Genomic DNA, 22691 nt, shown 5'->3' with positions numbered 1-22691 from the left:
CTGCAAACCTGCGTGGACCGGATCGCGGCCCTGATATTTCGCAATATAAAACCAAATCCCGCATTGTGCAATACGTAAGATCCCCTACGCATGACGTCGACGAGGCGTGACAGTGCCCCCTGTGCAGGGCGCACGAAGGGCGTAAAGGGGCCTCGCGACGGGGGCCGACAAGCGGGCGGATTGATCAAGAGCACGTTCGCCGGCCGGGCCTGGGGGCACCGGCCGGCGAAGTTTCGTTCGACGGGGATAGGAAAAAAAACGGCCGGGGGCGAGGGAGGGAGGGAGAAAACCCCCGGCCGTGCGCGGAAATGTGAGTTCCGCTGTGCGGGATCATTTGGACTGCGCGTCCCGCTTTCGGTCTTCGTCATAGGCGAAGACCACTTGACTGTTGCGTACTTCCCCGATGACCGGGATCCGTGGCGTATCGATCGCCTCGTGGTCGGTCCTGGAGAAGGGGCGATCATATACCATCACGATGCCTTCCACCCGCTCCTTGAGTGATTCCAGCGCATCGCGCAGGCGGGAGCCCTCGGTGCTGCGGGCCTGCCGGATGGCGGCGGCCAACAGCAGCATCGAGTCATAGCCCTGGGCAGCAGCGGGGGCCACCGGAATGCGCTCGACACCGAAGCTCTTGCGGTACTTGTCGATGAAGGCCTTGCGCCGGGGGGTGTTGCCGTCCTGGATGAAGGTCTGGGGCATGCGCGTGCCCTCGGCGTTGGGGCCGGCGTTGTCGATGAAGTTGGACATGGCCAGGGCCCAGCTGCCCATCAGCGGAACCTTCCAGCTGATGCGTACCATGCTGTTGGCCAGGTGGGCCAGTTCCGGGCCCAGCCCGTAGGTGAGGATGGCCTCGGCGCCGGCAGCCTTGGCTCGGGCCAGTTGGGGGGTCATGTCCACGTCGCGAATGTTGAAGCGCTCGATTGCCACGGGCTTGAGGCTGTGGCGTTCCAGGGCACGCTCCAGGTCTTCCCGCCCGAGCTGGCCGTAGTTGGTGCTGTCGTGAAAGATCGCCAGCTTGCGCAGGCGCCGGCGTACCACGGCCTCCTCGACGATCATCGCCGCCTGGATGGTGTCGGGGGCCGACACCCGGAAGATGTAGTTGTCGGGGTACTGGGGCGGCAGGAACTGCTTGGTGATGATCGACCCTGTGGCCACCGAGGTAATCATCGGGATGTGGGCTTGCTGGTAGAAGCGCTGGCTGGCCAGGGCCACGCCGGTATTCACGATGCCCAGGCCGGCAACCACCCTTTCCTGGTTGATGAGCTCTTGTATCACCTGGGCGCCGCGCTCGGGGCGGGCCTCGTCGTCCCGCTCCACCAGCAGCACCGGCCGACCAAGAATGCCGCCGGCCTCGTTGATCTCCCGCGCCGCCAGGCGGATGCCGTCACGCATGGCGATGCCCATCGGGTTGGAACCCCCGGTGAAGGGGCCCGATACGCCAATGCGGATCGGTTCGATAGCCGAGGCCGGCAATGCCAGCAGGGTCAGCGCCGCCAGGGTTGCCGTGCGCACGAATCGCAGCAAGGTGGTCTCCATCAATAGGGTGGCCGCTCGGGGTCGGCTCTGGTTCGCACGGATGCAACCTGTAACCCTAGACCCGGGTGCCCGGGGCGGGAATGCGGGACAACCCTTAGCCCCGGTGCGACGACCGACAAGCGCGGCGGGCGGCGTGCGGCGGGCAGGGCTGTTCTTGTGAGGGCGAATTCAGTCGACCTCCCTACACCGATGACAGGCAAGCCGTTGGCCAGGCCCGCGCTTGAATGATCTTGCTCCCTCGGGGAGGCTGTCACTTCCCGTTAGGGTAACTCCCGATGCCCGATCTGCCCTTCCGATATCAGGATGCAGGGCAAATGTCGAACAAGAATCTGCCTTCCCCCCAGACCGCCCGGCCCAACTGGTACTGGACTGCGCCCTACATCGCCGTACTGGTGTTTGCGCTGGCCATGCTGGTGCTGGTGTGGATCCTCCAGCGCCAGGAGGGTGAGACCCAGCGCAACGCCCTGGCCCGCGATGTGCAGTGGGCGGAGCAGACCATGCGCTTGCACATGCAGGGCACCGAGGAGTTCCTTGGCCAGCTGGCCCGGGAGCTGGCGGCCAATACGCTGGACGCGGATTCTTTCCAGGTGCGAGCCAACCAGCACATCGCCAACAATGCCGAGCTGGTCAATGTGGTGTGGATCTCGGACGACCAGCGCGTCAAGTGGACCGCCCCCTTCGACACCACAGACTGGCTGGTCGGAGATGCCCTGTCAGGCATCCAGTCGGTGGTGCTGGCGAAGGCGCGGGAGCTGGGGCGGCCTGTGTATGGCGACCCCTACGTGAATGGCCGCAACATGGCTGTGCTGGAGGTTTACGTGCCGGTACAGCAAGGGCGCAGCACCCTGGGCGCCATCGTCGCGGTGTACTCGATCGAGCGCATGGTGACCTACCTGGTGCCGAGCTGGTTCGGCGAGAAGTATCGCCTGACCTTTGCTGACGGACGGGGTGAGGTGCTGGCGGCCAATTCGGCGATGCGTCCCCTGGACGAGAGTCTCGCCTTCTCTGTTCCCCTCGATCCGCCGGGCAACGGCCTGACCCTGCAGGCCACCGCGTATCACACCGAGAGCAACCTGCCGCCGGCCTTCCCGATGGCGGTCATCGTCGGGTTGAGCTTCTTCGTGCTGTGGAGCCTGTGGTTGCTTCGCGCCCACATGCAGCGGCGGGTGAGGGTGGAGAAGGAGCGTGACCGGCTCTTCAACCTGTCCCTGGACATGCTGGCCATCCTCGGTCTCAATGGGGTGTTCCGGCGCTGCAACCCGGCCTTCGAGCGCATCCTGGGCCATGCTCCGGACGACCTGCCGGGGCGGCCGCTGATCGATTTCATCCACGCCGAAGATGTAGCCGAGACCATTGAGCATCTGCGCAGCCTGGCCGCGGGTACGCCGGGGGCCTTCGAAAACCGCTGCCGCTGCCTTGATGGCAGCTACAAGTGGCTGGCCTGGAGCGTGAACTCCGTGCCCGAAGAGCGCCTGATGTACGCGGTGGCCCACGACATCACCGGGCGCAAGGCTGCCGAGGAGGCCCTGCGCGGCGAATATGCCTTCCGCAAGGCAATGGAAGAATCCCTCATCACCGGCCTGCGCGCCATCGACCTGAGCGGCAAGATCATCTACGTGAACCCGGCCTTCTGCCGCATGACCGGCTGGTCACCGGATGAGCTGGTGGGCGCGCGGGCGCCATTCCCCTACTGGCCGCGGGACAACTACCCGGCCCTGCAGCGCAACCTGGAGATCACCCTGGCGGGGGATGCACCGGCCACCGGCTTCGAAATGTCCATCCAGCGCAAGAGCGGGGAGCGCCTGGACGCCCGCTTCTACCTCTCACCGCTGATTGACGGGGAAGGGCGGCAGACCGGCTGGATGGCCTCGATCACCGACATCACCGAGCCCAAGCGGGTGCGCGCCGAACTTGAGGAGGCTCACGAGCGCTTCGTGGCCGTGCTCGACGGGCTGGATGCCGCAGTATATGTAGCGGACGCGGCCAACGACGAAATCCTGTTTGCCAACCGGGCCTTCAAGAGCATTTACGGCTACGACGCAGTGGGGCAGCGGGTGGGTATTTACGGTTTGCCGACGCCGCCCGACACCCTGTGGTACGACGTGGACCCGCGCCGCCTGGCCCCCGAGCAGGTGCCCCGCGAGCTTTACGACGGCGAATTGCAGAATGTGCTGTCCGGCCGCTGGTACCACATCCGCGAGCGGGCCACCCGCTGGGTGGACGGGCGCGTGGTGCGCATGGCCATCGCCACCGACATCACCGACCGCAAGCGCGTGGACGAGGAGAACCGCGCTCAGCAGGAGCGCCTGCAGCGCACCTCCCGCCTGATCACCATGGGCGAGATGGCCTCGACCCTGGCCCATGAGCTCAACCAGCCTCTGGCGGCCATCGCCAACTACTCCATGGGGTGCGTCAATCGCCTGCAGTCTGGCGACTATCGCCAGGAAGACATTCTCACCGCCATGCAAAAGGCCAGCGCCCAGGCCGAGCGGGCCGGCAAGATCATCCGGCGGGTGCGCGAGTTCGTGAAGAAGAGCGAGCCGCGTCGCCACGCGGTGCCCCTGGCGACCATCGTGGACGACGCCATCGGCTTCGTCGAGATCGACGCCCGTCGCCATGGCGCTCAGGTGCTGAGCCAGCTTCCACCCGACCTGCCGCCGGTGTTTGCCGACACGGTGATGGTGGAGCAGGTGCTGCTCAACCTGGTCAAGAACGGCATCGAAGCCATGGCCGAGACGCCTGCCGACGAACGTGTCGTCATCGTCTCGGCCCGCCGCGTGGAGCCACGGCAGGTGGAGGTGTCGATCGCCGACCGGGGCCAGGGCCTGTCAGACGAAGCCCGCGAAAAGCTCTTCTCGCCCTTCTACACCACCAAGAGCGAGGGCATGGGGATGGGGCTCAATATCTGCCGTTCCATCGTCGAATTCCACGAAGGGCGTCTGTGGGTGGACGCCAACCCCGCGGGAGGATGTATCTTCCGCTTCACCCTGCCCCTGGAGACTGCCCTTGAAACCGCAAGTGTCGATGCCTGAACAGATCATCTACCTGGTGGATGACGACGAAGCCCTGCGCGACTCCCTCGCTTGGCTGCTCGAATCCCAGGGTTTCAAGGTGGCGGCCTTTGCCTCGGCCGAAGACTTCCTCAAGGCCTGGCGGCCCGAGTTCAACGGCTGCCTGCTGCTCGACGTGCGCATGCCCGGCATGAGCGGGCTGGAACTCCACGAACGCCTGCGCGCCCAGTACTCGACCCTGCCCATCATCTTCATCACCGGCCATGGCGACGTGCCCATGGCGGTGGCTGCGCTCAAGAAGGGCGCCGTGGACTTCATCGAGAAGCCCTTCAACGACGCCGAGTTGCTGCGCCTGGTGAGCCAGTGCCTGGTCGCCGAACAGGAGCATCGCGCCCGCCGCCGCCAGGACGCCGAAGTTTCGCGCCGTCTCGACCAGCTCACCCAGCGCGAACGCGAGGTGCTCGACCTGATCATCGGCGGCAAGCTCAACAAGCAGATTGCCGACGTGCTGGGCATCAGCATCAAGACCGTCGAGGTGCACCGGGCCCGGGTGATGGAAAAGATGGCCGCCCAGTCCCTCGCCGAACTCGTCCAGAGCGTGATGGCCATCGAGGGCGTGCAGCGCGTCTGAGGCCCTGGCGGTCGGGCTGGATTAAAATCCGGTTTTGATCAGGGTGCGTACGCACGAGCAGGGAAACATGACCCAGGAAGCAGGACAGCCGGCAGCGGATGCATGCCGGATCAGGTTCTTGAACCACAGCTGCATTGTTCTTGAAAGCCCCGGCGTACGGATTCTGTGTGACCCCTGGTTCGAGGGCACGGCCTTCAATGATGGCTGGCGCCTGCTGGTTGAGCAGTCACACCGGATCGACGAGATCGACTGCGACTACATCTGGCTCTCCCACGAGCATCCCGACCATTTCTCGATTCCCACCCTGCGCCGGCTTGGCGCACCCAGGCGCTTCCTGTACCAGAAGACCAGCGATGGCAAGGTCCGGGCCTTCCTGGCTGCCAGGGGGCACACCTGCGCCGAGATGGACGATGGCGTGACCTGCACCTTCGGCGACATCCGCCAGACGATCTATGTCAGTGACGGCTACGATTCGGCGGCGGTGGTCGAATTCCCGGACGGAAGCGTCTTCCTCAATGCCAATGATGCACGGCTGGAGATGGGGGGCAACATCGAGCGGATTCACAAGCGCCATCCCCGGATCGATGTGCTGGCCGCCCAGTTCTCCTACGCCAACTGGGCGGGCAACATTGGTGACGAGGCCACGCCCCTCCATCAGCAGGATCTGGTCATCGCCCGCCTCAAGACCTACATCGAGGCATTTCAGCCAAAGAAGCTCATTCTCTTTGCGTCCTTTGTCCACTACGCCCACGAAGAGAACTTCTACTGGAACCGGAGCTGGCTTCCGTACGTGATGAACGCGCTGCGGGACTACGCGGGCCTGATCGTCATTCCCCGCCCCGATCAGGTTTTCGGAGTGCAGGACATGCTGAGCCGCGATTTCACTGCCGAAAACCGCGAATCCATCGCCTTCTGGGAGGCGGCGGCCTCAGGCATCCGGGTCAGGGACTACACCGATCGCGAGGTCGGCCTGGACGACATTGACCGCGCCTACCACGATTTCTTTGCCCGGACCTGGTCGGACAACGCCATCGATGCCGTCATGACCGACCGCAACCGGGATTTCTCCATCGTCGCGCATCTGCCGGACCTGGGGCGCAGCGTCCGGCTCCACCTGTTTCAGGACCGACTCGATCTGCTGCCCGATGGCGAAACGACACCTGCCGATTTCACGGTGACGGCGGAGACCCTGTGTTTTCTGCTGAAGAACAATTTCGGCCGGGGCACCCTCACCATCAACGGCAGGATCCAGTTCAATTACCCCAGCGCCCACCGCTTCTTCATTTTCTTCTTCGTCCCCTATGCCAACAATATCGGCATCCATTTCAGGGAAGGGCGCCTGGGGGCGGACGCACTGCAGAGCATTGCCAGGACCTCGGTGATGATGTCCATCCTCCAGGCCACGGCCGAGGCGCGGGCCAACTTCGAGCGGGATCTGCTGACCTTCGGCTGAGCCTGCCGGGCCTAGCTTGCCGGCCGGGCGGCGAGCACGTAGATCTCCCCGGCGATGTCGGGGTAGCGCTCGCCGAGGACCATGAAGGCGTCCAGCATGGCATCACTCCAGTTCGCCTCGATCTGCCCCGACGAGACCGGCTTGAGAAAGTAGCCGCCAAAGAAATCTATCGCCATGCCCGCACCGAGAAAGGCCTGCCTGAAGCTCTCCGGGTCGAACACCCGGCGGTGTCCGTGGCGCCGGTCCATGTCGTTGAGGGCATTCTCGGCTTCCAGTACGCCCATGATCACGCCGGCCTGACGGTGCAGGGAGCGGGCGTTTGGAACTGCCGCAAAGAGCTTTCCGCCGGGTGCCAGCCAGCCCTTGGCCAGCTTCAGGATGGCGATCGGATCTTCCACGTGTTCGAGCACATGGCCCATCACGATGGTGCCGAACTGTCTGTCCGGGCGGTAGTCCTCGAACAGGGCCTGGACAACCTCAATCTCCGGAAACCGGGCCAACAGCGACTGGCAGAAAGCCTCTGCCCCTTCAACGCAGGTGATCCGCCTGCCGGTGGACTGGAGCAGTTCGGTCATCAGCCCTTCGGCCGGCCCCAGTTCGAGTACGTCGCCCTCGGCCAGGAAGCGCCGCAGAACCCGAAAACAGTAACGGGTGCTCGCCGCATTGGCGCCCTGGGCGTAAACCGAGCGCGTGGCAATGCCATCAAGAATCTCTTTTTCCGGACCGGACATTTCGTTTCCCTTGTTCATGTCGGTTTCAGAATCGCATGCCACCGATCCGGCGTGCAAGTTTGCCGCCCGCCCGGGCTGTCGGACCATGAAGCGGCAACTGTAGGTAATGGTATACTCACGGGTTTTTCCCGAGGGACGGCAACATGACGGCTCGCATCATCGATGGCAACGCGCTTTCCGCGAAACTGCGCGGGGAACTCGCCGCGAAGGCGGCTGAACTGACCGCCAAAGGCACCCAGCCTTGTCTGGCCGTGATCCTGGTGGGGGGCGATCCGGCCTCTGCCGTTTACGTGCGCAACAAGGTGGCGGGCTGCGAGAAGGCCGGCATCAGGTCCCTCAAGTTTGAATACGCCCAGGACACGGCCCCTGCCGATGTGCTCGGCAAGATCGCCGAACTCAACGCCGACCCCTCGGTGCACGGCATCCTGGTGCAACTGCCCCTGCCCAAGCACTTTGACGAGAAGGCCGTGCTCGAAGCCATCTCCGTCGAGAAGGACGTGGACGGCTTTCATGCCGAGAACGTCGGCCGCCTGTCCCAGGGCCAGGAAGCCTTCATTCCGTGCACGCCCAACGGCGTGATGGAAATGCTCAAGAGCATCGAAACACCCCTGCGCGGCGCTGAAGCCGTGGTGATCGGGCGCTCCAACATCGTTGGCAAGCCCATGGCCATGCTCCTCACCGCTGCGGGCGCCACCGTCACCGTGTGCCACTCGGGCACCCGCGACCTGAACTTCCACACCCGCCGCGCCGACATCCTGGTGGCCGCCATTGGCAAGCCCAAATTCGTCACCGGCGACATGGTGCGCCCCGGCGCCGTCGTCATCGACGTGGGCATCAACCGTCTTCCCGACGGCAAGCTCTGTGGCGATGTGGATTTCGAATCCGCCAAAGATGTCGCTGGCGCCATCACCCCGGTGCCTGGTGGCGTCGGCCCCATGACCATCACCATGCTGCTCGCCAATACCGTCGAGTCGGCAAGCCGCGCAGCCCGGAAGGCCTGAACCATGAGCGACCAACAACCCATCATCGGCATCGTCATGGGGTCCAACTCCGACTGGCCCACCATGCAGGCTGCGGCCAAGGTGCTGAAGGATTTCGGCGTGCCCTTCGAGGCCCGCGTCGTCTCGGCCCACCGCACCCCCGATCTGATGTTCGAATACGCCGAACAGGCCCGCGCCCGTGGCCTGCGTGCCATCATTGCCGGAGCCGGCGGCGCCGCCCACCTGCCGGGCATGATCGCCGCCAAGACCCCCGTGCCGGTGCTCGGCGTGCCGGTGCAGTCCAAGGCCCTGTCGGGCAAGGATTCCCTGCTCTCCATCGTCCAGATGCCCAAGGGCATCCCGGTGGCTACCTTCGCCATCGGCGAGGCCGGTGCCGCCAACGCGGGCCTGTTTGCCGTGGCCCTGCTGGCGTCTACCGATGCGGCGCTGGCCGACAAGCTCGACGCCTTCCGTGCCGACCAGACCGCCAGCGTGCTGGCCATGACCCTCGATCCGGTCTGACCCCCACTGATTTTGCAGGACTGACGCGATGATTCTCCCGCCCGCCACCCTCGGCATGCTCGGCGGCGGCCAGCTTGGCCGCTTCTTCGTCGCCGCAGCCCATGAAATGGGCTACAAGGTCTGGGTCCTCGACCCCGATCCCCACAGCCCGGCGGGCCTCATCGCCGACCGCCACCTGCAGGCCGGCTACGACGACTTCGCCGCCCTCGACGCCCTGGCCGACGGCTGCGCTGCAGTCACCACCGAGTTCGAGAACGTCCCGGCCACCACCCTCGACTACCTGGCCAAGTTCATTCCCGTGCGCCCCGGCGCCTCGGCAGTGGCCGTGTGCCAGAACCGCATCGCCGAAAAATCCTTCCTGCGCGACAACGGCATCCCCCACGGCCCCTTCGCCGTCATCCAGTCCGACGCCGACATCGCCGCTGCCGACGCCAGCCTCTACCCGGCCATCCTCAAGGTGGCCCGCTTCGGCTACGACGGCAAGGGCCAGGCCCGCGTGGCCAACGCCGCCGAAGCCCTGCACGCCTTCCGCCAGTTCAAGGGTGAGCCCTGCGTGCTGGAGCAGATGCTGAGCCTTGATTACGAAGTCTCGGTGGTGCTGGCCCGCGACGAAGACGGCAAGACCCGCTGCTTCCCCACCGTTGAAAACCGTCACACCGGCGGCATCCTCGACGTCTCCATTGCTCCGGCCCGCGCCTCCGCCTGCCAGCAGGATTCGGCCCAGGAATACGCCGAACGCATCGCCGAGCGCCTGGGTTTCATCGGCACCCTGGCCGTCGAGTTCTTCGTCAGCCGCGGTCAGCTGGTGGTCAATGAAATGGCGCCGCGCCCCCACAACAGCGGCCATCACACCATAGACGCCTGCGCCGTCAGCCAGTATGACCAGCAGGTGCGTGCCCTGTGTGGCCTGCCCCTGGGCGAGCCGCGCCAGCACAGCGCCTCCGTCATGGTCAATCTGCTGGGCGAACTGTGGTTCGAGGGCGGCGACCCCCACGGCCGCTACCGCGAGCCTGACTGGTCGGTGCTGCATGCCGTGCCTGGCCTGCGCCTGCATCTCTATGCCAAGCATCACGCCCGCCATGGTCGCAAGATGGGCCACTTCACGGTGGTGGGCAGCGATGCCGCCGACGTGCTCGCCAAGGCCCTGGCCGCCCGCGCCGCCATCGGCATCCGTGACGAATAAAGCCTGAGCGGATGAACGACATCCCGCACGCGGTTGCGCTCCTGCGCCAGGGCGAACTGGTCGCTCTGCCCACCGAGACCGTCTATGGCCTCGGCGCCGACGCCCTCAATCCCGCCGCCGTTGCGAAAATCTTTGCCGCCAAGGGGCGCCCGTCCGACCACCCCCTCATCGTCCATCTGGCCCGTGCCGAACAGCTCGTCGACTGGGCCCGCGATATCCCCCGCGAGGCCATCGCCCTGGCCCGCGCCTTCTGGCCCGGCCCGCTCACCCTCATCCTCAAGAAGGAGGAGGGCGTGCCCGACATCGTCACCGGCGGGCAGGACACCGTCGGCCTGCGGGTGCCCAATCACCCCGTGGCGCTGGAGCTGCTGCGCGCCTTCGGTGGCGGCGTGGCGGCACCCTCGGCCAACCGCTTCGGGCGCATCAGCCCCACCACCGCCGAGCACGTCCGCCAGGAGCTGGGGGAGCGCGTCCCGCTGATCCTCGAAGGCGGAGCCTGCCAGGTGGGCCTGGAATCCACCATCCTCGACCTGTCCCGCGATGTGCCGGTGATCCTGCGCCCCGGCGCCATCGGCGTGGATGACATCGCCCGGGTCATCGGCCGCCGCCCGCGCCTGCGCGGTGAAGAACAGCAGCCCGACGCCGCCCCCCGTGTTTCCGGCGCTCTGGCCGCCCACTACGCCCCGCGCACTCCGCTCGAACTGATTGCCAGCACCGAGCTGCCCACCCGTGCCCGCAGCGGCGATGCCGTTCTGGCCCGTCAGCCCGCGCCCGCCGGCCTGCCCGAAGGCGTGAGCTGGATCGCAGCCCCTGCTGATCCAACAGCCTACGGCCACGACCTCTACGCCAGCCTGCGCGCCCTGGACGAATCGCCCTGCGCCCGCATTCTGGTCGAAGCTCCGCCCGCCACCCCCGAGTGGTCCGCCGTCGCCGACCGCCTCGGCCGCGCCGCAGTCGGCTCTGGCGAAGACGACGAAACCTGACCAACCCCAGGCACCACAATCCGGGCTTTGCAGGGCCACGAAGCATCGCTATAATGCGCGGCTTACGTGGGCCGATAGCTCAGCTGGGAGAGCGCCGCGTTCGCAATGCGGAGGTCGTGAGTTCGATCCTCATTCGGTCCACCAAGAACACTTCCAAGCAGTACCGAAACAGGCCGGAAGCCCCAATAAATACAAGGGTTCCGGCCTTTTTTACGTCCGTAGTGTTCCGGGGAATTGCATTGCAAGCCGGCATTTTTCGGGGGTAGAGTCGGGGGTATAGACCATTTCGACTAAATACCCCGATTCCGCTACCCCCAAAAGCACGGCGAAAACCTTGCATTGAAGTGGGCGCCGTTCCCCTCCTGCGCGGCCGGCGGGTTCGATTGTCGGATGGTCTTGGGTTTGATCCCCTTGCCACCTGGAGCGCCCCCGATGCCCCTTACCGACACCCAAATCAAGACGCTGAAGCCTGACGTCAAGCCCCGAAAAGTGGCGGACGAAAAAGGGCTCTTTCTGTTGCTGACCCCGACCGGCGGCAAGTTGTGGCGCCTCAAATTCCGTTTTGACGGAAAGGAAAAACTGCTCGCCCTGGGGAGCTATCCAGACGTAAGCCTGAAGGATGCCCGCACCCGTCGCGACGAAGCCCGCAAGCTACTTGCCGACGGTATCGACCCTGCCGAAGAGCGGAAGGCCGCGAAGGCGGCGAGGGTGGTAGCGGTGGCCAATAATTTTGAAGCGATTGCCCGTGAGTGGTTCGGCAAGCAGGCGTCCGGCTGGGCTGATACGCATGCCGACAAGATCCTTCAGCGCCTCGAAAAAGACGTGTTCCCCTGGCTGGGTAGTCGGCCCATTTCCGGGATAACGCCCCCCGATCTGCTGGCGACGGTTCGCCGGATAGAAGCCCGCGGGGCTCTGGATACCGCCCACCGTGCGCTTCAGAACTGCGGGCAGATTTTCCGTTATGCCGTCGCCACTGGCCGGGCCGAACGCGACCCGACCGGCGATCTACGCGGGGCGCTGCCCCCACGGCGAACGGGGCACTTTGCCGCGATCACCGAGCCCCTCGAAGTGGGGGCGCTGTTGCGGGCAATCGATGCCTTCAAGGGAACATTGATTGTTCAATCGGCCCTGAAGCTGGGGCCGCTGGTGTTCGTGCGCCCTGGCGAGTTGCGCAAGGCCGAGTGGGCAGAATTCGACCTTGATAAAGGGGAATGGAGCATCCCGCCGGAGCGCATGAAGGCAAAGCGGGCGCACCTTGTCCCGCTCTCTTCGCAGGCGGTGGCGATCCTGCGTGACCTGCACCCCCTGACCGGCCGCGGCGTGCATGTCTTCGCCGGCCGTGACCCGAAAAAACCCATGAGTGAAGCTGCGGTAAATGCCGCACTGCGCCGCATGGGCTACGACACCAAAACCGAGATGACCGGGCACGGCTTCCGGGCGATGGCCCGGACGATCCTGCATGAAGAGCTTGAGGTGGACCGTGATGTGATTGAACACCAGCTCGCCCACCGGGTGCCCGATGCGCTAGGCACCGCTTACAACAGAACGAAGTTCATCAAGGAACGCCGGGCCATGATGCAGAGGTGGGCGGACTACCTGGAGCGGCTCAAGGCGGGGGCGGAGGTAGTAGAGCTGCCGTCCCGTGGGGCCGCCTGAAGGGTGTCAAAATCAGTCTTGCCGCGCCTACTCCGACGGGAGGAAAACCGGGAACCCTTGCCCGGCCGGCGCGGCATCCAAACAAGGGATAGCGCACAAGGGCGTTTATGAACTTAGATTCTTTTCCGAGGTATCCGGGCGGACCGCTCAAGAGATACCCAGAGGGATACCTGATTGACGAATTCAAAGCTCTTGCGGACTGGGCAATCGAAACAGCTCACCCGCCCGCAGTGGATGAAGCCCTGATAGCCGCCTTTCCAGATGATTCAATTTTTTCACTGGAAATTCCGCAGGAGTTCGGCGAAAAGTGGGCTGAAAGCCTCTCGCACTGCCGGTCTGAGTTGCTGGAACATAATGAAGATACGCGGCTTGACCTGCTGTTCGTGGCGGCCCGCCTTGTTGAATTCCGGCGCAGGTATAACCCTTTGTTTTCGTGGCTTAATGACCGCGAATTGGCGCACAAGGGCGCCCGCGAATATCGAATTCAAGAACCCGAAGCGCATCACATAGAGACTTGGCTAGCACCTTTTGAGTTACTGGACGGCACGTCATTCGAAGACTTTCCGGACACTGACGACCTTTTCAAAGTTCAAGCCTTGGCGTGGTTCTTCGCCGCTGCAGAGCTTCACCGGAACGGCGACCCGAAAGCCTTTGATCTGCTCTTCGAGGTGGCAGAAGCCTTGAAGATGGCGAGGGATTCGATCCTATGGGCTGATGCGGGAAGGGAGGAAAGGGCTCTTGCCGCCCGCGCTCTCGCCAAAAAGGGGGCCTCAGCACGGCACGCCCTTAGCAACCAGAAAGCCGCAAAAATTCGGGCGTGGTGGCTGGCCAATAGGGACATATTCAAGAGCCTTGACCAGGCGGCAGAGCGCGCTTCCGAGAAGTTCAATTGTGCATTCAGAACGGCAAGAGACCACATAGGGGAGGCGAACAAGGAACTCCGCTCTGCCGGCAAAGCGTAAGGTTTGCCTGCGGGCTGTAAGGTATGCGGGCACGGATTACGCCGTGCTGGCATACGGGATTTTTTTCACGTGACACCCCCTTCAAAGTTGCGCCATGTGCTCCGGGCCGTTCCGGAGCGATCCGACAGGATGCAAACACATGGCAAAGAAAGTCACCGGCACCCCGGATGTCCCTCTTGTAATCCTTCGCCGCCCCGAAGTTGAAGCCCGTACCGGGCTTGGCTGCTCCACGATTTACGACGGCATTAAAGCCGGCACGTTTCCCGCCCCTATTCAGCTTGGCCCCAAGTCTGTCGGCTGGGTTGAATCGGAGATCAACGCATGGCTTGCCGCTCGCATTGCGGCCCGTGATGCCACCCGAAGCACGTCGCGCAACGGGGGCCAGTAATGCCCCGGAAGAAACCGACCACGGCGAGCGGGTCCCCGTTGTCGCTCATTGGTTCTCGTCTGGCCGAAGATCTGCGGGAAGCCGATGAGTTGGCGACCGCGATCAACTCCAAGGCGAGCCCGGAAGACCGCCTGCAAATAGCCCTCTGGCTGGCAGTCGAGCGCCTGAACCGCACGATTCAAGCCGCCGCCCCCGCCCCCTGGGAGTTCAGCAGGGAGGCCACCTACGACAAGGCGCGCACAATTGGTGTTGCGCCTGCCACTGGCGAGTGCTGGCAAGCCCTCGCCCAGCGCCTAAAGCAGGTTTCGGGGTGGCCCGCGGAATGATCGATACCGCATCGATCCTGGCCCAGTTCCGCCAGGCTGCCGAGGCCCGCGGCCTCCTGCTCCCCGACCACCTCGACGCTGACGGCAAGCTCCATCGCTGCGAGCTCCGGGACGGCCCCAAGGGCAGGAAGGATGGCGCCTACCTGCTGCACCTGGATGGTGTGCCGGCCGGTGGTTTTCAGAACTTCAAGGATGGCCTGGAGTGGGAGAACTGGCGGGCCGACATTGGCCGCCAACTCACCCCCGAAGAGGAGGCCGCCAGCCGTGCCCGGATCGAAGCCCAGCGGGCCGCCCGGGAGGCCGAAGCCAAAGCCAAGCGGGACAAGGCACGCCGCAAGGCAAACGCGATCTGGAACAACGCCAAGCCAGCCCCGGACGATCACCCTTACCTGCTCCGCAAGGGTGTGCTGGCCCATGGCCTGCGCGTGGGATCGTGGCCCAAGTGGCAGGAGGTGCGCCCCGGTGAGTGGCGAGAGGAGCGCATCCCCGGCGCCTTGCTGGTGCCCATGCGCAGCCCATCGGGCACCCTGCACAGCCTGCAGGCCATCTACCAGGACAAGGTGGACGGCCGGGATAAGGACTTTCTGCCCGGGGGAGAGAAGGCCGGCAAGTTCCACCTGATCGGCGAGGTTTCGACGGATAGGCCCCTGTGTGTGGCCGAGGGCTACGCCACGGCCGCCAGCATCCACCAGGCCACCGGCTGGCCCGTTGCCGTGGCCTTCGATGCCGGTAGCCTGGAGGCGGCCGCCAAGGCCCTGCAGGAAGCCTACCCGGCCGCCCGGTTCATCCTGTGTGCCGACGATGACGCCTTTGGCGAGTGCTTCGCTTGCAAGGCACCGGTTCGGGTGGAGGATGGCGACACCTGCCCGGCTTGTGGCCAGCCTCACAAACGGCGCAACGCGGGTCAGATCCGGGCACGGGAGGCTGCCCAGGCAGTGGGCGGTGTGGTCGCCTCGCCTCTGTGGCCCGATCCGGCCGCCAGGTGGGAGGGCTTCCAGCAGACCGGCAAGGCCCCCACGGACTTCAACGACCTGCATCAGATCGGCGGGCTCGATGCCGTGCGCCAGATCCTGGCCGCCGCACGAACGGCCCTGAAGGATTCGGCCGAGCTCGCTGCGCTCTCCGCGGAAGCGGTGCTGCCGCCCGATCCGGAGCCGGTCTCCTCACCCGAGCCAGAAGCCGCCCCGAAAGCATCACAAAAGCCGCCTACGAAGCCTGCCCGAAAGACCCGCAGCAAGGCACCCGCCGATGGCGTAAAGCAACCCGCATCGGGCGGCGAGGTGTTCGAGCTGCGCGACGGCAACGACGGCCGCGGGGTGTATCGCCTCAAGGTCGAGCGCCGGGGCGAAGGCTGGGAGACCGTCGAGCAGTTCGTCTGCGCCCCGCTGGAGATCACGCACCAGGTTCGTGACGCCCGGGGCGAGAACTGGCAACGCCTGGCCACCTTCCACGACCACGACGGCCGCCGCCGCCGGGTGCTGGTGCCCGATGACATGCTCGAAGGTGACGGTGCCGCCCTGGCCCGGCTGCTGCGGGCTCAAGGCCTCTTCATCGGCGACAACAAGGGCGGGCTGCTCAAGATGTACGTGAACCGTTCCCGCCCCGCTGCCCGGGCTCGCCTCACGGCCCGCATTGGCTGGCACGACGACTGCACCGAGCCGGGCCGTTGGTCTTACGTCCTGGGGGGCGATGCTGACCCCCTCGCATCTGACGGGGCGGAGCTCTGGCTACACCAAGCCGGAGGGAGCGGGCATGCCCAGTTCAAGGCGGCCGGCACCCTCGACGACTGGCAAGCCAATGTGGCGGCCCTGGCCGTGGGGAACAGCCGGCTCACCTTCGCCCTGTCGGCCGGGTTCGCGGGGGGCCTGTGCTGGCTGCACCCCAATGTGTCCGGCGGCTTCCACTGGGCGGGGGGCTCAAGCCTCGGGAAGTCGGGCCTGCTCTACGGCACGGCGAGCCTGTGCGGGGCTCCCACCTACCGTAAGACATGGCTCCTCACGGCAACGGCCATCGAAGGTGTTGCTGCTGGCCACTGTGATGCACCACTGCTGCTGGACGAGCTCAAGCAAGCCGGCAACCCCAGGGACGTGGCACAGGCCGCCTACATGCTCACCAGTGGGCAAGGCAAGGGGCGAGGGCAAGCCGCCGGGGGGCTGCGGGAAACCGCGTCCTTCTCGCTGCTGTTCCAGTCGAATGGAGAGATCGGCCTCACGCAGTTCCTCGAGGAGAACCAGGAGCGGGCCTATGCCGGACAGGAGGTGCGCTTCTGCGAGCTGCCCGCCGATGCCGGCGCCGGGTTCGGCTGCTGGGACGTCCTGCACGGCCTGCCCGATGGCGCCCGCTTCACCGAGACCCTGCAGCGCAACGCGGCCAAGCACTACGGCACGGCCTACCCCGAGTTCATCCGCCGGACGATCCAGGAACGTGAGGCGATGCCCGCCCAGTTCGAGGCACTGCGCCGCGCCTTTGAAGAACGCGCTCTGACCAGGAAGGCCGGTGGCCAGGCTATCCGGGCCGCGACCCGCTTTGCAGCGGTGGCCTATGCCGGCGAGAAGGCCACCGAATGGGGCTTGACCGGCTGGCCCCAGGGTGAGGCCGTCAAGGCGTCATTCCGCATGTTCCAGGACTGGCTGCAGGCCTTTGGGGGCGAGGAGAACCGGGAGCCGCGGAAGATGATTGAACAGGTGCAGAACTGGGTTCAGGCCCATGCTGGCGCCCGTCTTGAAGACATGCGCCGGCCGAGCATCTCCGACACCCACGCCCCACGGACGATGAACCGGGCCGGCTGGAAGCGCCCCACCAAGGAAACCGCAAGCCTTCACGAGAAGGATCACGTTTTCGAGTACCTGATTTATCCCACGGTCTTCAAGCAGGAGCTGTGCACCGGGTTCGATCCGGCGCAGGTGGTTAATGAGCTGCTGAAGCGCGAGCTGCTCAAGCACGGCGACGGGAAGAACGTGGCCGTGCGGGTCAGGGAGCCGGGCGGGGGCGAGAACAGCCGCTTCTACTGCATCACACCGACCATTCTGGAATGGGGGGGCGCCGATGATTGACCCCACATGGCCCCCCGCTCCGCGGCGCACCGGGTGGGCTCAATGCCCCCGTGGTCCGCCTGGCAAGGTCGTCGAACCTCAAGCCTTACCTCTCCTAAGTGTCAGACCAAACCCAATGAGCCAAGCAATGCAACTCTCTACCAGGAACAAAGTGATGAAAACCAATCTGCAAGCCTCCAGCGTCTCCAACGAACATCAAGCCATGCGGGCGCGGTGGCATTCGTACATCGATGAACAGAATCGACTCAAGAGCCGGGAATCAAAGCTCTCCTCCGAAAGCGAGCAACTCCTCCGGGAGGTGGAGGCGGCACAGCGGGAGCTGGGCGAGATAACGCCCGTGGTGTTCGTGGAAGGTCAAGCCCCTCATCCCGATACGAGCCGGCTGAACAGGAAGATTGACTCGATCGGCCTCAAGCGGGACAAGATCTTGTCGGAGCTGCAGGAATGCCGCGACAACATTTCTGCCGCATCCAAGGCCCTGCCCGACTCCATCGTGTTGGCGATTCCGGTGTTTCGCGAGAAGGTGCGTGAGGTAGAGCACCGGGCCGCCACTATCGCCGCGCACATCACCGAGCAAGAGGAAAAGCTGGAGGTGCTGCAGCAGCAGCGGGCCGATGCGGACGGCCAGATCGCGACTCTTCGCGCCAAGATCTCCTTGTCAAAGGCACATGCCCTGCTCTCTGGCCAGCAAGATGCCTCACCGGAAGAGATGGCCAAACTGACCACCCTGGAGGCCGCCGCGAATAGCCACGCTGCGGAGATCTCGAACATCGAAATGCTTCTGGAAGGCCTGTCGGGTGTGCAAGCTGCGGTCGAATCCGAGCTGAAGCTAGCCAGCCATGAGAGCAGGGGCAACGAAACCAGGATTGCCCGTATCGTCTTCGACCGCGAGCGCAAGGCCCTGATTGAGGAGGTGCAGTCCCTGGTCAATGCGCGCATGGTCCGCCTGCATGCTCTGGGCCAGTTGCTCCATGCCGTGTATCCCCAGGCGTACGACGTCCTTGAAGATTGCCGGCTGACCCCGCCGAACAGGGACGATGTTTCCCGTGTGTTTCACGACCTGACGACCGCCCCGGCCTGATCCCGCCGAGCAGGCTCAAGGGTCTCGATACGCCAGCCTTCGGGCTGGCGTTTTACCAACCCGAAGGCATATAAAAAGGAATCAGGCAGATGGTTGACTGGGCAGAAATAGTGCGTGTATCTGTGCCAGATTTGCCTAAAAATGAGGCAAAGCAGGCCTGTTCCGACCAGGCAGGTCGGAACAAAGGTGGGGTGGTCGGAACAAAATCAAGCTCACAAACCATTGATTTAAAACATAACAAAGAGGTTTGTTCCGACGTTCCGACCGTTCCGACCATTTTTGAATGCTCCAGGGTCGAAGGTAATGAAAAATGCAATTCGATGTCATTTAACAGCCCGGATGGTGATGATGCCGAAGGCCTATCTGCGCCAGCGAAAGCACCCCATCAGCAGAGCTGCCGGAGCTGCACCCACCTCGCCCGACCCGGCCTCTCGGATGGGCTCTGTGGTGGCCGATCAGACCTTCCTCCTGCTTTCGGCCCTGGGCACCCCCTGCGCCAGTTGCCCGCCGATCACGGAGCAGACTGCCCCACCTGGGCACTGCACGAATGCTGGTGAGGGTGCCTGAAATCGGCTCGAGGGTGGGCGCGGGTCCTTCCCAGGGGTATCCCGTTCACGGGTAATTCGCACCGCGTTCGCTCTGTAGATAGAAGGCTCTATAGGGTGAGTTAGTTTTACTCTATCGGCATACATGCGAGCGATCAATGAGGGTGGCGGATCGAACCGGATCAGGACGGCAGGCCTTGCCTGGCCTGGCGTTTGGGGTGGTCAGCGGCTGCCCTCTACCCTCCGTGGCCGTCGCTCCGCCTGGGGTGTGGCGCAAAACCGACCTGCATATGTGCCCCATCCGGCAGGGTCGGACTGCCCCAAACCGGTCGGAACAGTCGGAACAGTCGGAACGAAAACCGGAAAGCCAAGCGGGGCGCGGCTTTCGAAGGGTGCTAGTTGTTCCTACTCTCTGTTCACTAAGTAGGAACAGTCGGAACATTTCGACGCTTCAAGCTCCTGGCCTGCGCAGTCTGGCGGCGAACCCTCACCCCCCCGGCTTTCCTGGACCGTGCAAGCGTCTGCACAATCAAGCCGGCCTGCCCGGCCCGGCCTTCGGGTTGCCCGAAGTCACCCCGGTGTGTGCGTCTTCTGCCACTCTTTCAGGGCCGCATCGATGCGGCTTTGCCACCCGGTGCCACTGGCCCGGAAGGTCTCCACCACGCCCCGAGAGAGACGTATGGTGATGCGCTCCTTGGTGACTACCGGCGGGCGCCGGCCGCGACGGACGCCAGGCTTGACCGCCGCCCACTCGGCATCGGTCATGGGCTGGGCATCGGGGTCGGCCTGGGCTGCTGCGGTAGCGGTGGCATCCTCTTCCGGCGTCGGGATCAGGGTTCCCGGTTTGAGTTTCGGCATGGCGCTGGCACCTCTCTGCTGTCGGTCTTGTGCAGGTTGATGATGCGCCGGCCGTCTTCACGATCCACAAAGACCACGACATACAGGGCTTGACGAGCAAGCTCTTTCACGCCCATCATTCGACCGTCACCTAAACAGTGGTGACCGGGTTTGGAAGCCCGAAACCTACAGGCCGACCAGGCCGCGCAAGCGGCTTTTTTACGTCGGCAGCATGGTGACGCCTGTTCAACGGCGGGGCCGTGTGGGGAGCCTTCGGGCTGCCGGTTTCCTGTAGGCCGGTCTTCCAACCTCACACGGTTCCGCCACCCCGTTTGGAAGCGGGGTGCGGAGACATAAACCGCACTACAGGAGCATCACACCATGGCAACACTCGCCTTGGCGTGCAGACGTCTGCACGCGCCCACATCTCCCGCTCGATCCCTGCAGCTGTACCGCGCCCTGCGTCCCCTGGTCGGCCCCGTGCTGGCCTGGCGTCTGGCCTTTGCGTGGAGGGCCATGGCATGAACACCACCATGACCTTTACCGCGTCTGGCCCCCTGTATTGCCTGTCGCCTTCCACCACGGCGGACGACATTTCCAACCAGATCGCGGCCCGTCAATCGCAGCTCACGGCCCTCTTGTCCATGACCTGCGGCGAGCAAGGCGCTACCTTCCGCATGCTCTCCGACGATCTGCAGGACGCCTTCATGTGGGCCTGCAGCATGCTCGCCAGCGAGATTCAGGAGCTGACGGACGCCCTTCAGGAACAGCTGACCGCGGAAGGGAGGGCCTCGGTATGAAGACGCCCATGCTGCCCCTCGACGAGCTGAATGCGGGGGGCAAATCATGATGAAGCCCCTTGCTTCCCGTTCTCGCTCCCTGGCGGAGTCGGGCCGCGCCGCGGGCCTGGTGCCCTTGTCGTCCTACCTGACCACCTTGCCATTCGGCCTCCGTGTCGGTAAGGGTGAGCCTCCCCTGCCGTTGCTGCCCCGCGTTGTTCCAGTCCAGAAAAGGGGTCAATCATGATGCCTTCGTCCACGTCGTACCAAGCTGGCGCCCTGGCCTTTCGGGCTGCCTTGATTGAGATCGAACGAGAACATGGCCTGGCTGTCCTGGCCGATGACGGCCCCTCTTCACTCTTCGGCGTCCGCAACGTGCTACCGATTCTGCGGAGCGCATTTGATCAGCACGCCAGTGGCGAACTGGCCGCCGGCTTCTGGGATGCCTTCGCCTACTGGATCGCCCAGCCCATTGACGGCTGCAGCCTGCCTTCTGCCTCCGAGTGGAATGTGCTGCGAGACCTCGCCCGGGAAGAGGACATCGAACGCACCTACGGTCAATCCGTTGAGGGGGTGACGCCATGACCTCCCCCACCTTCACCCCCGGCCCCTGGCGCCGTGTCGGACACCGCAGCATCGCCGCCGGCGTGGGCGTCAGTCGGGTCACCATCTGCGAGCTGTACTCGTGGGGCGACTGCTCCGAGGCCGATGCCAATGAGGCCTTGATTGCCGCCGCCCCGGATCTGTTCGCCGCGGCCGAAGCAGCTGCCGTGGTGCTCACCAAAGGCAAGTGGCGCCTGGATGGCCCGGACCCTGAGGCAGTGGCCTTGTGCAAGCTGCTGCGCGCCCTGGATCTGGCCCGGGGTGTGGTGCTGGCACCTGGGAGGGCGGCGTCATGACCGCCCCGCACTCAGACCCTCGCATCTTCTGGCGCTGCTCCCCAGGCCGGCGCCTGCCGGCCTACGCCCGCGACCTGGCCGACGCCCGGGCGCGGGATCTGGTGCCGGCACAGCGGCAGGTGGCCGTGTATCTGGACCGCTGGCCGGTGGCCTCTGTTACTGGCCTGGGGCTGGCAATATGCTGCCCGCCCGACTTCGACCCGGCCCGCCTCGATTGGCGTTACCTGGCGGCCCTGTCAGTGTTGGTGGTGACGCCCCAGGCTCCCAATGCGGAGCGCCTGCGAGTGTTGCTTTCCGAGCTGGTCGCCGTGCGTCCCTTACGGCTTGTGCTGCTTCGGCCCGGTGGTACGCCTGCCGCTCAGTTCATCGTCAGTGAAGCCCGCGGACAGGAGGTGCTGCCATGAAGGCACGTCCCAAAGGAAAGATAGCCTTGGTGTATTCGTCCGGGGTGGGCAGAGCCGTACAACCCGTCCTCGACTCCTACGCGCTTGCACGGGCTTTGCGGGGGCTCGCTGACCGGGCCGAATGCGGCGAGCTGCTCGGCGCGGCGGTAGCTGTCTGGACGGAAGCTGAAGGCGTAGAAATGCGGGTGGCTGGCCTCTTGGAGCGAGACATTATCAAGGCCCATTACGCGGCAAGCCGGCTTGTAGATGCACTGCTCTACTATGATCGCGACGAAAGGGGCTGACCATGACAACCCGCCCCCCATTCGAACCCGCCAGCCCGGCCGAGCGTGCAGCCCTTGCCCCGGCCCTGGGCGACCCGCGAACCTGGCCGGCTGCCAGCTGGCCCGATCCCCAGCCCTTGCCCGAGGGCCTGGCCCCGGTGGCGCCCTTCGACTACGCCCTGTTGCCCGACCGCCTGCGCCCCTGGGTGCAGGACGTGGCCGACCGCATGCAGTGCCCGCCGGATTTCGTCGCCGTGCCCATGGTGGCCGCCCTGGGCAACCTGGTAGGCCGGCGCTGCGCCATCCGCCCCCAAGCCCGCAGCGACTGGCAGGAATTCCCCAACCTGTGGGGCTGCATCGTGGGCCGGCCGGGGATGATGAAGAGCCCCGCCATGATGGCGGCCCTGGCCCCGCTGGTGCGCCTGGAAGCCCGTGCCCTGGAGGAATGGACCGCAGCCCAAGGCCAGT

Annotated in this window: 23 protein-coding genes and 1 tRNA gene; 21 read left to right on the top strand and 3 right to left on the bottom strand. The window is 65.0% G+C overall.

The features are described from left to right. Positions 1-330 precede the first annotated feature (330 nt). Positions 331-1524: an ABC transporter substrate-binding protein gene (locus tag PHI64_RS17865; RefSeq protein ID WP_299885666.1), complete on the bottom strand. Its 1194-nt coding sequence runs from the start codon at positions 1522-1524 to the stop codon at positions 331-333. A gap of 326 nt (positions 1525-1850) precedes the next feature. On the opposite strand from PHI64_RS17865, the gene PHI64_RS17860 reads away from it, so the two are divergent. The 3 genes from PHI64_RS17860 (at position 1851) to PHI64_RS17850 (ending at position 6631) form a co-directional block, all read left to right on the top strand. Continuing rightward, positions 1851-4568, top strand: coding sequence for a PAS domain S-box protein (locus PHI64_RS17860; RefSeq protein WP_299885664.1), 2718 nt, complete (start codon positions 1851-1853; stop codon positions 4566-4568). After that, positions 4561-5178 carry a response regulator transcription factor gene (locus PHI64_RS17855; RefSeq protein WP_299885690.1) on the top strand — a complete coding sequence of 206 codons (618 nt, stop codon included), beginning with the start codon at positions 4561-4563 and terminating at the stop codon, positions 5176-5178. Before PHI64_RS17860 ends, PHI64_RS17855 begins: the two co-directional genes overlap by 8 nt. Positions 5179-5296: 118 nt before the next feature. After that, on the top strand, positions 5297-6631 hold the full coding sequence (locus PHI64_RS17850) for an MBL fold metallo-hydrolase (protein WP_299885662.1): 1335 nt from the start codon (positions 5297-5299) through the stop codon (positions 6629-6631). 11 nt (positions 6632-6642) lie between these two features. Here PHI64_RS17850 and PHI64_RS17845 read toward each other — a convergent pair whose 3' ends face one another. Then, the gene (locus tag PHI64_RS17845) at positions 6643-7380 is read right to left on the bottom strand and encodes a class I SAM-dependent methyltransferase (RefSeq protein ID WP_299885661.1); all 738 of its coding nucleotides are present in this window, start codon (positions 7378-7380) and stop codon (positions 6643-6645) included. A gap of 125 nt (positions 7381-7505) precedes the next feature. Between PHI64_RS17845 and folD the strand changes: the two genes are divergently transcribed. From folD to PHI64_RS17790, 11 genes are all read left to right on the top strand, one after another. Continuing rightward, positions 7506-8363, top strand: coding sequence for a bifunctional methylenetetrahydrofolate dehydrogenase/methenyltetrahydrofolate cyclohydrolase FolD (gene folD / locus PHI64_RS17840; protein WP_299885660.1), 858 nt, complete (start codon positions 7506-7508; stop codon positions 8361-8363). Positions 8364-8366: 3 nt separating this feature from the next. Beyond that, positions 8367-8864 (top strand): 5-(carboxyamino)imidazole ribonucleotide mutase, encoded by a 498-nt coding sequence (purE, locus tag PHI64_RS17835; RefSeq protein ID WP_299885659.1) that lies wholly within the window; start codon positions 8367-8369, stop codon positions 8862-8864. Positions 8865-8892: 28 nt separating this feature from the next. Beyond that, positions 8893-10047, top strand: a complete 1155-nt coding sequence (locus PHI64_RS17830; protein ID WP_299885658.1) for a 5-(carboxyamino)imidazole ribonucleotide synthase — start codon at positions 8893-8895, stop codon at positions 10045-10047. 11 nt (positions 10048-10058) lie between these two features. Then, complete coding sequence (locus tag PHI64_RS17825) at positions 10059-11030, top strand: L-threonylcarbamoyladenylate synthase (RefSeq protein ID WP_299885657.1); 972 nt, start codon at positions 10059-10061, stop codon at positions 11028-11030. Positions 11031-11098: 68 nt separating this feature from the next. Next, positions 11099-11174: transfer RNA gene (locus PHI64_RS17820), tRNA-Ala, on the top strand. Positions 11175-11462: 288 nt separating this feature from the next. Beyond that, the gene (locus PHI64_RS17815) at positions 11463-12686 is read left to right on the top strand and encodes an integrase arm-type DNA-binding domain-containing protein (protein ID WP_299885656.1); all 1224 of its coding nucleotides are present in this window, start codon (positions 11463-11465) and stop codon (positions 12684-12686) included. A gap of 107 nt (positions 12687-12793) precedes the next feature. After that, positions 12794-13648, top strand: coding sequence for a hypothetical protein (locus PHI64_RS17810; RefSeq protein ID WP_299885655.1), 855 nt, complete (start codon positions 12794-12796; stop codon positions 13646-13648). 139 nt (positions 13649-13787) lie between these two features. Then, positions 13788-14036 (top strand): AlpA family transcriptional regulator, encoded by a 249-nt coding sequence (locus PHI64_RS17805; protein WP_299885654.1) that lies wholly within the window; start codon positions 13788-13790, stop codon positions 14034-14036. A 38-nt stretch (positions 14037-14074) separates the two neighbouring features. Beyond that, positions 14075-14362 carry a hypothetical protein gene (locus tag PHI64_RS17800; protein WP_299885653.1) on the top strand — a complete coding sequence of 96 codons (288 nt, stop codon included), beginning with the start codon at positions 14075-14077 and terminating at the stop codon, positions 14360-14362. Then, positions 14359-17415 (top strand): DUF927 domain-containing protein, encoded by a 3057-nt coding sequence (locus tag PHI64_RS17795; RefSeq protein WP_299885652.1) that lies wholly within the window; start codon positions 14359-14361, stop codon positions 17413-17415. The genes PHI64_RS17800 and PHI64_RS17795 overlap by 4 nt, the downstream gene beginning before the upstream one ends. A 154-nt stretch (positions 17416-17569) precedes the next feature. Beyond that, positions 17570-18496, top strand: a complete 927-nt coding sequence (locus PHI64_RS17790; protein ID WP_299885651.1) for a hypothetical protein — start codon at positions 17570-17572, stop codon at positions 18494-18496. Positions 18497-19611: 1115 nt separating this feature from the next. Here the strand turns inward: PHI64_RS17790 and PHI64_RS17785 are convergent. After that, positions 19612-19899, bottom strand: coding sequence for a BrnA antitoxin family protein (locus PHI64_RS17785; RefSeq protein WP_299885647.1), 288 nt, complete (start codon positions 19897-19899; stop codon positions 19612-19614). Between the two features lie 360 nt (positions 19900-20259). On the opposite strand from PHI64_RS17785, the gene PHI64_RS17780 reads away from it, so the two are divergent. From PHI64_RS17780 to PHI64_RS17750, 7 genes are all read left to right on the top strand, one after another. Then, entirely contained in the window at positions 20260-20403 is a 144-nt protein-coding gene (locus PHI64_RS17780; protein WP_299885644.1) for a hypothetical protein, read from the top strand. Then, on the top strand, positions 20400-20678 hold the full coding sequence (locus tag PHI64_RS17775; RefSeq protein WP_299885641.1) for a hypothetical protein: 279 nt from the start codon (positions 20400-20402) through the stop codon (positions 20676-20678). Before PHI64_RS17780 ends, PHI64_RS17775 begins: the two co-directional genes overlap by 4 nt. 222 nt (positions 20679-20900) lie before the next feature. Further along, positions 20901-21242, top strand: a complete 342-nt coding sequence (locus PHI64_RS17770; RefSeq protein WP_299885638.1) for a hypothetical protein — start codon at positions 20901-20903, stop codon at positions 21240-21242. After that, the gene (locus PHI64_RS17765; protein ID WP_299885635.1) at positions 21239-21556 is read left to right on the top strand and encodes a hypothetical protein; all 318 of its coding nucleotides are present in this window, start codon (positions 21239-21241) and stop codon (positions 21554-21556) included. Before PHI64_RS17770 ends, PHI64_RS17765 begins: the two co-directional genes overlap by 4 nt. Next, on the top strand, positions 21553-21960 hold the full coding sequence (locus PHI64_RS17760) for a hypothetical protein (protein WP_299885631.1): 408 nt from the start codon (positions 21553-21555) through the stop codon (positions 21958-21960). Before PHI64_RS17765 ends, PHI64_RS17760 begins: the two co-directional genes overlap by 4 nt. Next, positions 21957-22244, top strand: a complete 288-nt coding sequence (locus PHI64_RS17755; protein WP_299885628.1) for a hypothetical protein — start codon at positions 21957-21959, stop codon at positions 22242-22244. The genes PHI64_RS17760 and PHI64_RS17755 overlap by 4 nt, the downstream gene beginning before the upstream one ends. Positions 22245-22246: 2 nt before the next feature. Then, positions 22247-22691: DUF3987 domain-containing protein (locus PHI64_RS17750; RefSeq protein ID WP_299885626.1), on the top strand; the 445-nt coding region annotated here is incomplete at its 3' end.

It is taken from the genome of Zoogloea sp. (assembly GCF_028689785.1).
GTDB lineage: Bacteria > Pseudomonadota > Gammaproteobacteria > Burkholderiales > Rhodocyclaceae > Zoogloea.
This window is presented reverse-complemented; position numbering and strand designations above follow the sequence as displayed.